This is a genomic window from Tannerella sp., assembly GCF_030528505.1.
Classification (GTDB): domain Bacteria; phylum Bacteroidota; class Bacteroidia; order Bacteroidales; family Tannerellaceae; genus Tannerella.
The window spans coordinates 1-15,859 of the sequence record NZ_JAUMYS010000022.1 but is presented as its reverse complement, the minus strand read 5'-3'; the positions used below and the strand labels follow the sequence as shown (position 1 = coordinate 15,859).

General features: G+C 50.4%; 13 protein-coding genes. 11 read left to right on the top strand and 2 right to left on the bottom strand.

The annotated features are described in order from the left end of the window. The first annotated feature begins 100 nt into the window (after positions 1–100). The 6 genes from Q4A89_RS04995 to cbiD all read left to right on the top strand — a co-directional run bounded on the left by Q4A89_RS04995 (position 101) and on the right by cbiD (position 8,731). Positions 101–1,567: an SLC13 family permease gene (locus Q4A89_RS04995; RefSeq protein WP_303184147.1), complete on the top strand. Its 1,467-nt coding sequence runs from the start codon at positions 101–103 to the stop codon at positions 1,565–1,567. A gap of 324 nt (positions 1,568–1,891) precedes the next feature. Next, positions 1,892–2,464, top strand: a complete 573-nt coding sequence (locus Q4A89_RS04990) for a cob(I)yrinic acid a,c-diamide adenosyltransferase (RefSeq protein WP_303184146.1) — start codon at positions 1,892–1,894, stop codon at positions 2,462–2,464. A gap of 30 nt (positions 2,465–2,494) precedes the next feature. Further along, positions 2,495–3,913 carry a precorrin-3B C(17)-methyltransferase gene (gene cobJ, locus Q4A89_RS04985; RefSeq protein WP_303184145.1) on the top strand — a complete coding sequence of 473 codons (1,419 nt, stop codon included), beginning with the start codon at positions 2,495–2,497 and terminating at the stop codon, positions 3,911–3,913. A gap of 14 nt (positions 3,914–3,927) precedes the next feature. Beyond that, entirely contained in the window at positions 3,928–5,109 is a 1,182-nt protein-coding gene (cbiE, locus tag Q4A89_RS04980) for a precorrin-6y C5,15-methyltransferase (decarboxylating) subunit CbiE (protein WP_303184144.1), read from the top strand. Then, the gene (gene cobM / locus Q4A89_RS04975; protein WP_303184143.1) at positions 5,106–6,926 is read left to right on the top strand and encodes a precorrin-4 C(11)-methyltransferase; all 1,821 of its coding nucleotides are present in this window, start codon (positions 5,106–5,108) and stop codon (positions 6,924–6,926) included. Before cbiE ends, cobM begins: the two co-directional genes overlap by 4 nt. Further along, a complete protein-coding gene (gene cbiD, locus Q4A89_RS04970) occupies positions 6,923–8,731 on the top strand; it encodes a cobalt-precorrin-5B (C(1))-methyltransferase CbiD (RefSeq protein ID WP_303184142.1) in 1,809 nt (602 codons plus the stop codon). The genes cobM and cbiD overlap by 4 nt, the downstream gene beginning before the upstream one ends. Here the strand turns inward: cbiD and Q4A89_RS04965 are convergent. Then, positions 8,719–10,671 carry a tetratricopeptide repeat-containing sensor histidine kinase gene (locus tag Q4A89_RS04965; RefSeq protein ID WP_303184141.1) on the bottom strand — a complete coding sequence of 651 codons (1,953 nt, stop codon included), beginning with the start codon at positions 10,669–10,671 and terminating at the stop codon, positions 8,719–8,721. The genes cbiD and Q4A89_RS04965 overlap by 13 nt on opposite strands. A gap of 97 nt (positions 10,672–10,768) precedes the next feature. After that, complete coding sequence (locus Q4A89_RS04960) at positions 10,769–11,413, bottom strand: response regulator transcription factor (RefSeq protein WP_303184140.1); 645 nt, start codon at positions 11,411–11,413, stop codon at positions 10,769–10,771. Between the two features lie 184 nt (positions 11,414–11,597). On the opposite strand from Q4A89_RS04960, the gene Q4A89_RS04955 reads away from it, so the two are divergent. From Q4A89_RS04955 to Q4A89_RS04935, 5 genes are read left to right on the top strand one after another with little or no spacing between them, the layout of a single operon-like run. Continuing rightward, entirely contained in the window at positions 11,598–11,783 is a 186-nt protein-coding gene (locus tag Q4A89_RS04955; RefSeq protein WP_303184139.1) for a hypothetical protein, read from the top strand. 33 nt (positions 11,784–11,816) lie between these two features. Continuing rightward, positions 11,817–13,046 (top strand): TMEM43 family protein, encoded by a 1,230-nt coding sequence (locus Q4A89_RS04950; RefSeq protein ID WP_303184138.1) that lies wholly within the window; start codon positions 11,817–11,819, stop codon positions 13,044–13,046. A 49-nt stretch (positions 13,047–13,095) separates the two neighbouring features. Then, positions 13,096–13,329: a hypothetical protein gene (locus tag Q4A89_RS04945; protein WP_303184137.1), complete on the top strand. Its 234-nt coding sequence runs from the start codon at positions 13,096–13,098 to the stop codon at positions 13,327–13,329. Positions 13,330–13,389: 60 nt separating this feature from the next. Beyond that, positions 13,390–13,932 (top strand): LemA family protein, encoded by a 543-nt coding sequence (locus Q4A89_RS04940; RefSeq protein WP_303184136.1) that lies wholly within the window; start codon positions 13,390–13,392, stop codon positions 13,930–13,932. Next, positions 13,929–15,758: a DUF2207 domain-containing protein gene (locus Q4A89_RS04935; RefSeq protein ID WP_303184135.1), complete on the top strand. Its 1,830-nt coding sequence runs from the start codon at positions 13,929–13,931 to the stop codon at positions 15,756–15,758. The genes Q4A89_RS04940 and Q4A89_RS04935 overlap by 4 nt, the downstream gene beginning before the upstream one ends. Positions 15,759–15,859 lie beyond the last annotated feature (101 nt).

The window sequence follows — 15,859 nt, the reverse complement described above, 5'->3', positions numbered from 1 at the left end:
CATGGAGAGAATGAAAAAATAAAGAAAAATAACGATGTTTTTGGAAAAAGGGGATTTGATTGTTAATTTTGCCAATCATTCACAAATAATATAAGAAGTTATGACAGAAGAATTAAGAAAGCTAACAGCTCGTTTCGAGATGAAAAAATTTATTTTATCGCTGATTATTTTGCTGTTTACGGTAATTGTTTGGAACCTCCCTTCTACATTCTTTGGGATAGAAGGGCTAACTGTTGTACAACAGAGAATTATTGCTATTTTTGTGTTTGCGACACTTTCGTGGGTTACGGAAGCTATACCTTCATGGGCCACCTCGTTAGTGATCATTACAGTGATGTGTCTTACAGTGTCGGACAACAGTTTATTGTTTTTTAAGCGTCATAGTGATTCGTTCGGTACTTTGTTAAGTTCGAAAGAGATTATGGCTACGTTTGCCAACCCCGTGATTATGCTGTTTCTCGGCGGTTTTATTCTTGCTATTGCAGCCACTAAATCGGGGTTGGACGTGTTGTTGGCGCGGAATTTGATCAAGCCTTTTGGGAAACGTTCGGAAGTAGTTCTGCTCGGTTTTATTCTGATTACGGGAGTCTTTTCCATGTTTATCAGTAATACGGCAACGGCAGCGATGATGCTTACTTTTCTTACTCCAGTCTTTGCAGCCTTACCTCCGGAAGGAAAGGGACGTATCGCTTTAACGCTTTCAATACCCATGGCAGCCAACTTGGGAGGCATGGCCACACCGATCGGTACTCCGCCCAATGCAATCGCTTTACAGGCATTGAACGATCCGGCCGGTTTGAATATGAATATTGGTTTCGGACAATGGCTGGCTATTATGTTTCCTTTAGTGATAGCCCTACTCCTTATATCTTGGTTTATTATCAAACGGTTGTTCCCGTTTAAGAAAAAAACGATTGAACTTTCTATCAACGGAGAGGTCCATGGCGGATGGAGGACGAAAGTCGTATCGGTAACATTCGTCGTTACGGTATTAATGTGGCTGTTTGATCGGTTTACCGGAGTCGATGCGAATACGGTTGCGATGATACCGATGGGCGTCTTTGCCATTACGGGGGTCATTACGAAGCGAGATCTGCAAGCAATCAACTGGAGCGTCATCTGGATGGTTGCGGGTGGATTTGCGTTGGGTCTCGGACTCAATGGTTCCGGGCTGGCAGATACGGCGATCCGATCGATACCTTTCCACACATGGTCACCCGTAGTTATCCTTATTATTTCGGGCATCATTTGTTATATCTTGTCCAACTTTATTTCCAACACGGCAACAGCTGCTTTGCTTGTACCGATTCTTATCGTCGCTTGTACCGGTATGGGCGATACGCTCAAAACGATTGGCGGGACATCGACGGTGATTATCGGCGTAGCCATTGCCGCATCGAGTGCCATGTGTCTTCCGATCTCTACTCCGCCTAATGCCATCGCTCACTCCACCGGTCTTGTCGCACAGAAGGATATGCTTAAAATCGGACTGATAGTCGGCATGATATCCTTACTTCTCGGCTATATGCTTTTATTCATGATTGGAAAAATGGGATTTTTCGGATAAGGGATGTGATAAGCTACTAATTGATTGATTTTTTTAACGCGTGCTTTGTTTAAGGTTGTAAACCTGCAAAGCACGCGAAATAACGACACAAACTCTTTTTTTTGCTACAAGAATTGAAAAAAGTTATTCACAAAAGAGGTTTGCCTTACTTAATCTTCCTCTGATTGTTTTTCTTGACAGTATAGCATTTTATTTTTCGTTGCTTTTTTGTTTCTTTTGAGTATGAACTTTTTCCTTGTTCGTTAAGTTGCGTTTTTTTGTTCGATGAAAAAATAGCACATATCTTTGCCTTGAATTTTATCCGGAGAAAAAAGATATAAATTAATGAAGATATACACGAAAGGAGGCGACAAGGGACGTACAGGAATTCACGGCGGTCAGCGGGTGGATAAGGATGATATCCGTATCGAAGCAAACGGTTGTCTTGACGAGCTGAATGTGTGGGTCGGGATGTTGCGCACGCGATTGCCGGAAGCGCATGAATGGCAGGCGACACTTTACGAGGTGCAGCGGATACTGATGATTGTCATGTCGCATGTGGCGACCCCTTTGGCAATACGGGATCAGAACCCGAATGTCTTGCCCGACACGATGGTCATGTTGTGCGAAGAGCAGATCGACCGGATGACGGAAGCGATGGGCGAAAACAATTACTTTATCCTGCCGGGCGGTACGGAGGTGGCATCCTTGTGCCATGTGGCACGTACGGCCGCCCGACGTGCCGAGCGCCGTCTGTGTTCGCTTCATAAAGTTGATGCATTGCCTCCTTTGGTGATGGCTTTTGTCAACCGGCTGTCCGACCTGTTTTTTGTGATGGCACGTTATGAATTGCATACATGCGGATGCGGCGAGGAACGCTGGCAGGCCTTCCAATATAAGCGGAAAAACGCTAAATAATTAAGATTATTACGAATTACAAAACAAATAATGGAAATAAAGAATCATGCTCGAATCATCGTGATCGGTATTGGGCCGGGCTCGGCCGGCGATATAACGTCGGCGGCGCTTGATGCGCTACGTCGTTGCGATGTCGTTATTGGCTATCATGGCTATTTTCAATATATCAAACCGTATTTGCCGGAAGGGGTTCCGTGTGTGGACAGCGGCATGAAACGTGAGAAGGAGCGTGCCGAAAAGGCGTTCGATCTTGCCGAAGAGGGCAAAACCGTTTGTGTCATCAGTTCCGGCGATGCAGGCATCTACGGCATGGCGCCGTTAGTGCACGAAATGAAACATCAGCGACGTAGCTCAGTGGCTGTAGAAGTGATACCCGGCGTGAGCGCTTTTCAAAAGGCGGCCGCGCTGCTCGGTTCGCCTGTAGGACATGACTTCTGCGTCATCTCTCTGTCCGACCTTATGACGCCGTGGGCGCTGATCGAACGGCGTATCGTTGCGGCGGCAGAGGCTGATTTCGTTACGGCTGTCTATAATCCTAAAAGTGAGGGACGTTACTGGCAGCTCTATCGTCTGAAGGAATTGTTCCTGCAACGTCGTTCGCCGCAGACGCCAGTCGGGTTCGTACGTCAGGCCGGTCGCGACGGCGAAGAGGTGATCGTTACGACCTTGCAGGACTTTGATCCGGAGCAGACGGATATGTTTACCGTCGTGCTGATCGGCAACTCGCAATCGTTCGTCAGCGATGGGATATTCATTACGCCACGCGGTTATTACCGTGAAGAAGAACGTGAGGAAGGGGTCGGCATCGGCCAGGAGATTATGATGGAAAGCTTCCGCACCATCGAAGGAGAATTAAAACGGAAAGATATTGCGTCGGATCGCAAGTGGGCTTTGCTGCATGCCATTCATACGACGGCCGATTTCGATATGGAGCGTGTCCTGTGGATGGATGAGGGTGCCGTCGCGACACTGTATGAGACGTTGAGTTCGGGATGTGTAAAAACCATTGTTACAGATGTAACGATGGTTGCGTCGGGGATTCGCAAAGGAGCCTTGCAGCGTCTCGGCATCGAGGTGAAGTGTTATTTGAACGACGAACGTACCGCAGCACTTGCTGCCGATAAGCATATCACCCGCACACAGGCCGGTATACGTCTGGCCGTAGAGGAACATCCCGACGCGCTGTTCGTCTTTGGCAATGCTCCGACGGCGCTGATGGAGCTATGCTCGCTGATTCGTAAGCATAAGGCGCATCCGTGCGGCATCGTTGCCGCGCCGGTAGGGTTCGTGCATGTGTGTGAAAGCAAGCAGATGGTCAAGCCGTTTGTCGGAATCCCGAAAATCATCATCGAAGGTCGAAAGGGAGGCAGTAATGTCGCGGCAACGCTTGTCAATGCGGTACTTTGTTTTAACGATGCCGAGCAGCTTCGTCCCGGCCGCGACGTGTGAAAATAATGAGTACGATGCGTAAATTTTATGTGATCGGAATCAGCGACGAGCGCCGGCTGCGCTTTCCTGCCGAGGTGGAACGGATGATTGCTTCAGGGCGTGTGTTTTCGGGGGGGCGACGTCATCGCGAGATCGTACGAACGATGCTTCCCCATGACGCCGTGTGGATCGATATTACCGTGCCCCTCGACGATGTTTTTGCACAGTATGAAGAGCATCCGGAAATCGTTGTTTTTGCGTCGGGCGATCCGCTGTTTTTCGGCTTTGCCAATACCCTGCAACGCGTATTTCCCGACGCGAAGACAATGACTTTTCCTTCTTTTAACTCGCTCCAGATGCTGGCACACCGGTTGGAGATGCCTTATAATGAGATGTCGGTCGTGTCGTTGACCGGTCGTCCGTGGGATGATTTTGATGCTGCTCTTATTGAGGGGAGGCCGCTTATCGGCGTATTGACCGATCGTGAGAAGACACCTCCGGTCATTGCCGCGCGGATGCTTGAATACGGTTACGACAATTACCGCATAGCCATCGGCGAGCGGCTGGGTAACGAAGCCGACGAGCGTGTCCATACGATGAAGCCGGCCGAGGTGGTAAACGGTACCTTTGCTGCTCCCAACTGTTTGATTCTGTCGCGCACAGCCGTTCGTTCGCGTCCGTTCGGCGTGTCGGAAAAAGCGTTTTTCCTGCTCGACGGTCGGGTAAATATGATTACCAAAATGCCCATCCGGTTACTGACATTGAGTATGCTTGACCTGCGTCACCGCAACTCGTTTTGGGACATCGGTTTCTGTACGGGTTCGGTATCGGTCGAGGCTAAACTGCAATTTCCTCACCTCCGTATTACGGCTTTCGAGAAACGTCCCGAAGGGGTTGGGATACTGTCTGATAACTGTCGCAAATTCGGAACGCCGGGTATTACGGCTGTCACCGGTGATTTTATGGAGGTTGAATTGCACGAATATCCTGCTCCCGACGCTGTCTTCATCGGAGGGCATGGCGGGCGACTTATCGACATCTTGAAAAAAGTGGATACGTGTCTGCCGACGGGCTGTCCCATCGTCTTCAACTCCGTGAGTGCCACCAGTCGCGAAATGTTTAAAGAAGGAATCCGCGCCATCGGTCGTAACGTGACAGAAACGATCCGTATGACGGTCGACGCGCATAGTCCCATAGAAATAATCAAAGCAGAATGAAAGAAAATGTAGCTATTATCCTTGTTTCGGAGGCAGGGCTTCCGCTGGCTCAGACGATCCGGCGAGAGTTAGGAGCCTCCTCCGCTATTTATACGATGCACACGTTGGAAGGGTGTGAGAACATCTCCTCTTATAACGGGTTCATGTCCGATCGTTTCCATGACTTTGGCGCGTTTGTGTTTATCGGTGCGCTGGGTATTTGTGTCCGCAGTATGGCGACATGCCTGAAAAACAAATATACCGATCCGGCTGTGGTTTGTACCGACAGCTCCGGCCGTTTTGTCGTATCCGTGTTGTCGGGGCATATCGGCGGCGCCAACGACTGGACGCGGCGCATCGCGGCCATCACCGGTGGCGAGGCCGTGATCACGACGCAAAGCGACAGAGCCGATCTCTGGGCGCTCGATACGCTCGGCCGTACCTACGGATGGAGAACGGCGGCATCGCCGGCCGAGATGAACCGCATGATCGCGCTTTTCGTAGGTGGACGGCGTACGGCTCTGTTGCTCGAGATCAAAGATCGCGGCACGGAGTTTCTGGAGCGCACGCTGCCGGAGCATGTCGATGTTTTCTACACTTATCATGATATACGTCCGCAGGAGTACGAGCTGATTATTGCGGTCAGCCCGTTCATTTATAAGAGTGAGACGCCGATACTTTATTTCCGTCCACGCGTGCTCCATATTGGAGTCGGATGTCGCAGGAATAGTTGTCCCGACGGGGTAGCCGCCTATATGGAGAAGGTGATGGAAGAACATGGACTTTCTTCGCTTGCGATTCGTTCCGTGTCGACGATCACGCTGAAGAAAGACGAACCGCTGTTCGCCGCGCTGGCAGAAGCGTGGGAGGCAGAGACAAATATCTATGAAGCGGCCGATTTGCAGGACATCGAAGTGCCGAACCCATCGCAGAAAGTGTTTGAGACGACCGGCGTCTATGGCGTTTCGGAATCGACCTCACAGAAGGCGGCGAAGGGAGCTACCCTTGTCTTGGAGAAACAGAAAGGTATACTGAATGCGGAGAGTGATTTCACGTTTGCCGTTGCGATGGATGCGGACAGTTTGCGTGGCGGTTTTATCGAAATCGTAGGAGCAGGCCCCGGAGATCCCGAGCTGATCTCGGTACGCGGCAAACGCATGCTCGAAAGGGCCGATCTGATTCTGTACGCGGGCAGTCTGGTGCCGCGCGAACTGACGCTTTATGCCAAACCCGGCGCAACGGTACGCAGCTCGGCCGATATGACCCTTGAGGAACAGTTTGCCCTGATGAAGGAATTCTACGACCGGGGGCTTTTCGTCGTGCGTCTGCATACGGGCGATCCGTGTATCTATGGCGCTATTCAGGAGCAGATGGCTTTCTTCGACCGTTACGGAATGCGTTATCATATCACACCCGGCATTTCGTCGTTTCAGGCTGCGGCCGCAGCCTTGCAATCGCAGTTCACGATCCCCGAAAAGGTGCAGACGATTATTTTGACGCGTGGTCAGGGACGTACGCCTATGCCTGAAAAAGAAAAGCTGCACCTCCTTGCTCGGTCGCAAAGCACCATGTGTATCTATCTCAGTGCGGCCATCGTCGATGAAGTGCAGGCTGAACTATTGCGTGCGTATCCGCCTGAAACGCCTGTTGCTGCCTGTTACAAACTGACATGGAAAGACGAGCGCATCTATCGTGGACAACTCAAAGATCTCGCGCGAATCGTCAAAGAAAATCACCTTACGCTCACGACGCTGCTCGTTGTCGGCGAGGCGATCGATAACCGTAGCGGATTGTCACATCTCTATTCGTCCGATTTCAAACATATCTTCCGACCATGATTCTGATACTGGGCGGTACGACCGAAGGACGAAAAGCCGTTTCTACGGTCGATGAGACGGGACAGCCGTATTACTATTCGACGAAAGAAGCGAATCAAAAGATTGATTGCAAGAATGGTATACGTCTGACCGGAGCGATGGATGCCGACACGATGACGTCGTTCTGTCGTGAGAAAGGCATACGCCTTATCGTCGATGCCGCTCATCCTTTTGCCGAATTGTTGCATCAGACCGTTGCGCAGGTGGCCGATCGTCTATCCTTGCCGGTCGTACGTTATGAACGGATTTATCCGCCGCGCAACAGCGAAGTCGTGTGGTGTGACAGTTATGCCGATGCCGTGCGAAGGCTCGAAAACGATGGAATTACGTTCTTGTTGGCGTTGACGGGCGTGCAAACCATTACGAAACTGAAAGCTTACTGGCAGAAATATCATTGCGTCTTTCGTGTGTTGGATCAGCCAAGTTCGCTTGAGCTTGCCGAACGACAAGGGGTGGACAGAGAGAATATCGTATTCTATCGTCCGGGAGAGGAAGAAACGCTGCTTTATCGGGTAAAGCCTCAAGCCGTTTTGACAAAAGAGAGCGGTGAATCGGGGGGCTTTTCGGAGAAGCTTGCGGCAGCGAAGAAAATGAATATTCCGATTTATGCCGTCAAACGTCCGGTATTGCCTTCGACTTTTATTGTGGTAACCGGATATTTCGGGTTACGCAAACAGATCGAGCGTTTCGTCCCGGGATTTTTTTCGTTGCGTAGCGGATATACTACCGGATCGTGTGCGACGGCTGCCGCGAAAGCGGCACTCCTCGCATTACTCACCGGTACGCCACCGGAGAATGTCACGTTTACGCTGCCCGACGACGAAGAGATGACCTTGCCTGTAGCCGAAACGTTGATCGAAAAAGATGCGGCAACGGCAACTGTAGTGAAAGATTCGGGCGATGACCCTGACGTGACGAACGGCTGCAAAATCTGCGTGACGGTCGCGTTAAGCGAAGAGCCGGGTATCCGCTTTTTGCAGGGCGAAGGCGTGGGGAAAGTCACGCTGCCCGGCCTTGGACTTGAGGTGGGCGGACCGGCTATCAACCGTACTCCGCGACAGATGATCATGCATGAGTTGTCTTCGTTGTATGACGGCGGACTCGATGTAACGATCTCCGTGCCCGGTGGCGAAGCGCTTGCGGCACGGACGTTCAACCCGAAGCTCGGAGTCGTCGGAGGGATTTCGATTATCGGAACATCGGGGGTGGTGATGCCTTTTTCGTCGGAGGCTTTTGTCGAGGCGATCCGTCGCGAAATCGAGGTATGTCGTGCGCTCAGTCCCGATCGGCTGGTCATCAATTCGGGGGGGAAGAGCGAGCGGTTTATTAAAAAAGAATATCCCGGGCTGCCTGATCAGGCGTTTGTGCATTACGGGAACTTTATCGGTGAGACACTGAAGATCGCGGCTGATCTGCGTATTCCGAACGTGACGATGGGGATCATGATCGGGAAGGCCGTTAAACTGGCGGAGGGTTTCCTGGATACGCACAGTAAAAAGACCGTGATGAACAAAGATTTTCTGGGAGAAGTAGCCGGCAAGTCGGGATGTACGCCGCAGGCGTCTGACGTCATTCGTTCAATGGTGCTTGCGCGCGAACTATGGACGCAGCTTTCCGTTTCGGACAAAGACTGTCTTTTCCCTGCTCTCCTGCGACTGTGCCTCCATCATTGCATGGCCTTGTTACCTGACACTCATCTTACCATTCTGCTGATTGACGAGGATGGGAATATTCCATACCGGTTGGAGTCATCTCATTCTTCATGAGCTGACCGTACCGTGAAGCTGAAGGTGGTTCCCCGGCCTTCGACGCTTTTGACGGTAAGCGTTCCTCCGTTTCGCTCGACGAAGCTCTTGCAGACCATCAGCCCAAGCCCGCTTCCCGTCTCACCTGACGTGCCCGGAGTAGACTGTTCACGATCCAACTTAAAGAGATGAGGGATTTTATCGGAAGGGATACCGATGCCGTTGTCTTTCACCGAGACATGTATCTCATCCTGTTGCTTTTTAAGGCGAACCTCTATTTTCCCGCCTTTGTTCGTAAACTTAATGGCGTTGGAGAGCAGATTGCGGAAGACGGTGGCGATCATATTGCGGTCGCCATCGGCCAAATATGTTTCTTCAAAATCGGTTGTCAGTGTGATATCCTTGTTTGTAAACGCGATTTGAAGTAGTTCGATTTCACTTTTCAGCGTCGTATTCAATTCGAATACGGAAGGTTTGTACGGAAGACGTCCCGTCTGTACGCGTGCCCAGTCGAGCAGATTATAGAGCAGTTCGACCTGCGAGTCGGCCGACTTCAGGAGCATCTCGTAATACTCGGAAAGTGAGTTTTCATCGAGCAGATGGCCGTTGTTGACCAGTCCCTGCAAGGCATTACGCTGAGCAACGGCCGGGTTCTTAAGGTCGTGCGAGATGATGGAGAAGAATTTGTCTTTCGTCGCATTCATTTCGTAGAGTTCGCGGTTACGACGGCGTTGCAGTCGGATAAAGAAGTACGACAAGACGAGCAGCAGCATGAGAATGGAGGCGACAATGACGGACGAGACGAGAATGACACGACGATTGGCTTTCACCTTCTCGTGTTGTAAATTCAAACGATTGATTTCGATTTCGCTTTTCCGGCGCTCGTATCGGATACGGTTTTGAGCCACTTCCTGCTCGCTGCGTTGCTTGAAGATGCTGTCGCGATATTGAAGGCATAAGGCTTGCTGTTCAAACGCTTTCCTGTAGTTTCCTTGCTGCCGGTAATACTCCGCCAGACAGTAATACACCTCTTCCAAATGCCCGAACGAACGTACTCTCAGCGCTTCCTGCTCCGTCTCTTCGAGTAAGGTATAAGCTTTGGGCAGATCGTGTTTGAGCAAATAAATCCATGCCATCGAAAGGCTTGCCTTCAGCCGGTTCCATGTGTCGTATTTCTTGTCGTTAAGCAGCTCGTAGGCTTTCTGATGATGGGCGAGCGCCGCGTCGATGCTGTCGTAGTGCATCATTAGCTGTCCGAGACGGTTGTGGCAGATCCCTATCCCCAGTTGGGAGCCGGCCTGTATATCGTATTCCAGCGCTTTGTGATACATCACGTAGGCCGAGTCGAACATGTTGCGGTGTTCGTAAAGGTTGCCGATCGTCGAGTAGTTTTTAGCCATTCCGAGGATGTTACCCAACTCTTTGTCCAGCGCCAGCGCACGGCGGAAAAGCGCTTCCGCCTCCTCTCTGTTATTTAAATATTTGTAGACGTTTCCGAGATTGTTGTAGATGTACGAACGCAATTCTTTGCCTTTTTCCGTGTTGCGCAGCGAGTATTGTTCGGCCATATTGAGCGCCGTATAGAGCTGGTCTGAAGCTTCGAACATGGCGCCCATACGTCGGTAACACGTCCCCACGTTATGAAGGAGATGGATATGTAACGCCGTATCTCCCGTATGTTCCGAAGCTCTAAGACCATGGCGGAAATTGGCGATGGCTGACGTATATTCTTGCTGGTGCTGGAGTGCCCGTGCCGATGTGTAGTAGGCCATAGCTACGGCCGTACTGTCGCCGAGTCGTCGCAGTCCGGCAAGGGTTTGTGCCAGAGAATCGGGATGGTCCAAGTGGCGTTTTTTAAGAGCGTTCTCCAAGGAATCTTTCCGTGCTTCGAGGGCTTCCCGATATGCTTCGCCCGATTCGTTTCGTGTGCAACCGAGACAACAAAGTCCTATCACAATCATAATATGACAGGTGGTAATGCATCCGAAAGAATAAAGTCGCTTGAATATCCTTTTATATGTATCCCGTTTCATGAGCAGCTTACTTACCGGCAAAAACTTAATGAAATGTAATCAATCCTTTCTCCATCGCATATTTGATCATCTCGTATTGATTGTTGATCCCCATTTTCGAAAAGATGTGTTGCTTGTGATTACTGACGGTGCGCGCACTCAGAAATAGTTGCTCGGCAATTTCTTTCGTCGAGAAGCCTTTGCCGCACAAGTCGATGATTTCGAGTTCTCGTTGAGTAAATATACTGTCCGACAGTTTGTTTTTCGACACACGTATCTCATAAATGATTTTCGCAATGTCGCGTCCGAAATATTCGAATCCGTTCATTACATTATCAATCGCTTGAAAGAGTTCGTAATCCGTGTAGTTTTTACTGATATATCCGTCGATTCCGATTTTCACCAATTCGAATATCGTGTTCCGGTTCGATTCGGACGAAAGCATCAGAATCGCAATCTCCGGATATTCGCGATGCAGCATTTTAACGACTTCGATACCCGACATCTCCGGCATGATGATATCCAGAAGAATAACATCAGGTATAATCCCGCTCTTCAGCAGGGTGAACAGTTCTTTTCCCGAACCGGCTTCGCCAACAACCTCGTACCGATCCTTACGCGAAAGAAGCGTCAGCCGGATGCCCGAACGGATGAGCGGATGATCATCGACCGTAATGATTTTGACTTGCATACCTTCCGATTTAGGCTACAAATATACACGTTTTTTTACATGTCCCAAGGCTTCTTAGTGAAAAAAGAATGGTTTTACTCTCGAAAAATTGAGTAATTTACTCATGCGAAATTGAGTAATTTACTCATTGATTTCTGAAGTTCCCTTTCGTACCTTTGTATCCGATTTAGATTAAAGGAAACAGATGGCTTTAAAAGAAATAGACAGGAAGAAGCTCGTAATGCAGGCTAAACGTTTACAGCGATATAATGAGATGCTACTGGAGCAGTGTGAGAATTGGAAGGATTCTCCTGACTGTGGCCGATGGAAAGAAGAGGGGCGAAGTTGCTGGCGACGCCTCAGAAACAAGTATCTGAAAAACTTTTTTTAATAATAGGATAATGAACACTTAATAACAAAGATTATGGCTTATACAAAGACAACAACTACGGGCTACGGACAACGTTTGTCCGGCTCATTGAAAGGGATTGTAGGCGGTTTGGTCATGTTTATGGCCGGCACATGCCTGCTTTGGTGGAATGAAGGTCGCGCGGTCAAAACGGCTAAAGCAATCGACGAAGCGCAATCGGTGGCGGTACACGTCGACGATGTTTCGTCGGCCGATCCGTCGATCAACGGCAAACTTATTCATGCTTCGGCTTTTGCCGATACGAAAGATACACTTTCGGATGGTATCTTTGGCGTGCGTGAACTGGCTATTCAATTGAATCGTACGGTAGAATACTATCAGTGGGTAGAGGAAACGAAAACCGAGAAACGGGACAAAATAGGAGGGGGACAGGAAACGGTTACCACCTATACATACGAGGCCAAATGGGTCGATTCTCCCGTCAAATCGTCCGACTTTGAAGACCCGCAGTATCGGGGCGAAAACTTTGTGCTCACGAAGGTGGAAAACCAAAATCAGCTGGCTCCCACTGTGACCTTCGGAGGGTATACGCTGCCCGACTTTCTTAAGAGGCAAATCAGCGGAGTGAAACCGGTTCAAGTGAATATGACGGAAGACCAAATCGCGCAATGGAACAATGAAGTACGCAAACAAATCAATATCGCCGACGATACCGAGATGGTGCACGTCAAGGATAACGTCGTGTATTTCGGCAAGTCGCCGAACAGTCCGCATGTGGGCGATGTGCGCGTAACCATCCATAAAGTGCTGCCTGCCGATGTGTCGCTCATCGCCAAGGTGAACGGATTGACATTCGAAGATTACGTAGCGAAGAACGGCGAGTCGTTCTCACGCATCGAGATGGGAACGATCAGCGCCGAAAATATGTTTCAGCATGCGCACGACGAAAACAATATGCTGACCTGGATTCTGCGCCTCGTCGGGCTGTTGCTCGTGGTGGGCGGTCTCAAAGCGATGTTCAGCATTGTGACGACCTTGTTGAAGGTGCTGCCGTTCTTGGCGAACATTGCCGATGCGGGAATCGGAATTGTATGCGGAGTATTAGGTTTCGTATGGTCGCTGCTTGTGATAGGAATAGCGTGGCTTGTCTTCCGTCCGGTTATCGGTATCGCATTGCTTGTCGTGGCCGTTGGGGGAATCGTTTTCCTGAAAAGCCGGTCGAAAAAGAAAGTGCAGGTCATGCCCGGGGCTGCTCCTCCGCCACCGCCTACCGCAGCGAGATAGAATATATAATAATGTAAGAAAAAGAGCATTTTTTTAGCATGGAAAAAACATGAAAGTTTTTGTAAACGACGTTGAAATTGAAATCTTTTGTGGTGCACGTGCCCGCGATGCCGTTCGGAGTTATCTCGGCGGCATCGGCAGGCGTGCCCGAAAGGAAAAGATGGTCATAAGAGACGGATGGCAGAACGTGATTTCGGACGACAGCCCGATGTCGGAGAACAGACGGATCTATATCGAGATAAGTAATCAGCCGTCGGCAATCGGCGGTCAGCCCGGCCGGTGAGTTATTGCCGTAGCGAAGAGAATGAGGAAATCAATAAACACGAATCAATAGACAAGAAAGATGGAACTAATCGTAATAGGAGGAATTTTCGGCGTGATAACGTTATGGGTCGTTGCGGTTCAGCGCGGGCTGGTACATCGCGAAGAGTTATGTACGAATGCGTTGAGTCAAATCGGGGTACAGTTGTCGAGCCGTTGGGATTTGGTTACGGCCATGGCGCGTATGGTCAAACAGTATGCCGAGCATGAATACCAGACATTGACCGAGGTGATCCGGATGCGCAAGGACCTGGATGCCGGCGCTTCGGTGCGCGACATCGAAGAACAGGAGAGCCTGCTCGGGCGTCTCGTCGGAAATATTAAGGTAGTGAGTGAACGATATCCCACGCTCAAGGCCGATCATGTGTATGTCGAGACCATGGATACGATGCGCGAGTTTGAAGAAAACGTGCGCCTCAGCCGGATGGTGTATAACGATTCGGTGACGCGGTTCAACCGTTTTGTACGTCAGATACCCAATAATTTCGTGGCGGGAATGTTCGGATTCCGGGTTCATGAGTATCTGAAAGAAGATATGAAAAAACAGGACTTTCCGCAGGTATGATGAAACGGCTCTGGGGCATATCGGCGCTTTTGTGGCTTATCGTCGCGTCGGGAGCGCGGGCGACCGTCGTGCACGGCGTAGACATCGTCGTGGCACTCGATACGGCCGGGACGGCACGCGTCACGGAAGTATGGAATATCGACGTATCGACCGGTACGGAGTGGTATCTCGTGGCGGGGAATCTGGGCTCGATCGAGATACGTGACCTGACCGTCAGCGACGAAACGGGGCAAACTTATATCAACGAAGGCGACTGGAATACGGAGCGTACGATGCTCGAAAAAGCCGGACGATGCGGCATCGTACGGAAAGGAGCAGGAGACTATGAGTTGTGCTGGGGCATCGGCTCGTATGGCAGTCATACGTTTACCGTATCTTATACGATGACGAACTTCGTTAAGGGCTTCACCGATTACGACGGGTTCAATCATCAATTCGTTTCGCGCGGATTGAGTCATGCGCCGGAGCGCGTGCGCGTCGTCGTCCGCAAGATTTTGACGGCCGATTCCGTCGTGCCTTTCGTCAAGGAAGAAACCGGCGTATGGGCGTTCGGGTTCAAGGGCGAGATACACGTCGTCGGCGGAGAAATTGTAGCAGAGACGAGCCGCCGTTTGGGAAAGGAGGATGCCGTTATCGTGATGGCGCGTTTCGAGAAACACGTCTTCACCCCCGCAGACGTTCGCGACGAATCGTTCGAGGTCATCAAAGAACGTGCGTTTGAGGGCAGCGATTATGCGAAGCAAAGAGCGACCGACCGGCTGATGGATTTTGCCACCTACGTCTTCGTTGTGATAGGGCTTCTTGCCGTTTTGCAGATCTTCCTGCCTCGCGGTTGGAAACGAATACTGTATACGGTTCTGCTCGCGCCCGTGTGCTTCTTGATCGTCTATTTCGCGATCGAAAAGTTCGAATATGTACTTGTGGGAGGCATCGTGTTGCTTGTTGTCGGTTTTACGGTCTATGCTTTTTTAGAGAAAATCGGTATAACCTCGCGCAAGCCCGTCTACGGCGTCGTCGGCGTTAAAGACTGGGGACGCGACATCCCCTTCGACGGCGATTTGCTCGCGGCCAATTATATCCTCTGCAAGGCTTACCCTTTTTGGAAGACATGGAACCCGAACATCATCAGTGCGATGTTGTTACGTATGATACAAAATGGGACGATTCGTGTGCGTTATGTACCCGGCGAAAAACAGCCGAAACTCTCGTTCGGGGAAAAGATACCCTCCGAATCGGAATTTACGAACCATGTCGAATACCGCCTTTACAGAATAGTACGTGCCGCTGCCGGTAAAGACCTGACGCTGCAACCCGACGAGTTTTCGAAATGGGCGCGCAAAAGTTCTGAAAACGGAGAACGCTTGAGCAAATGGATGGAATCGACGAAAAGGTACGGCGAAAAGTATTTCGACCGCAATGGCGCCGTGTTGAAACAGAAATTTACCCGGCGCGGACAGCAGATGGCGCGAACGGTGCCTCAGTTCAAAAACTACCTGACTGATTTCAGCATCATCAACGAACGCCAAGCCAAAGAGGTGGCCTTGTGGAACGCTTATCTGACATTTGCTTCCCTCTACGGCATTGCCGACCGGGTGCTGAAAGAGTTCAAATCGCTCTATCCCGAATATTTCAGCCAGCATACCTTCTTCGCCGATATGGTTACGGCCGATGCCATGACGCGTAAAGTCGGGAAGGAATTTCGTCGCAATATGACGTCTTATAAGAGAAGAGAAAGCGTTGGCTCTTTTTTGGGCGGCGGAGGCTGGTCTTCGTCGGGCGGTGGCGGAGGCTCTACCGGGGGCGGATACGGCGGAGGATCGAGATAGAAGAAATCGTTTGTCCGTAACGAACAAGTGACCTTTGACTATTAGTCAAAGCGTCGAAAACGAAAAAAAAGTGACCCTTGACTATTAGTCAAAGTACCGAA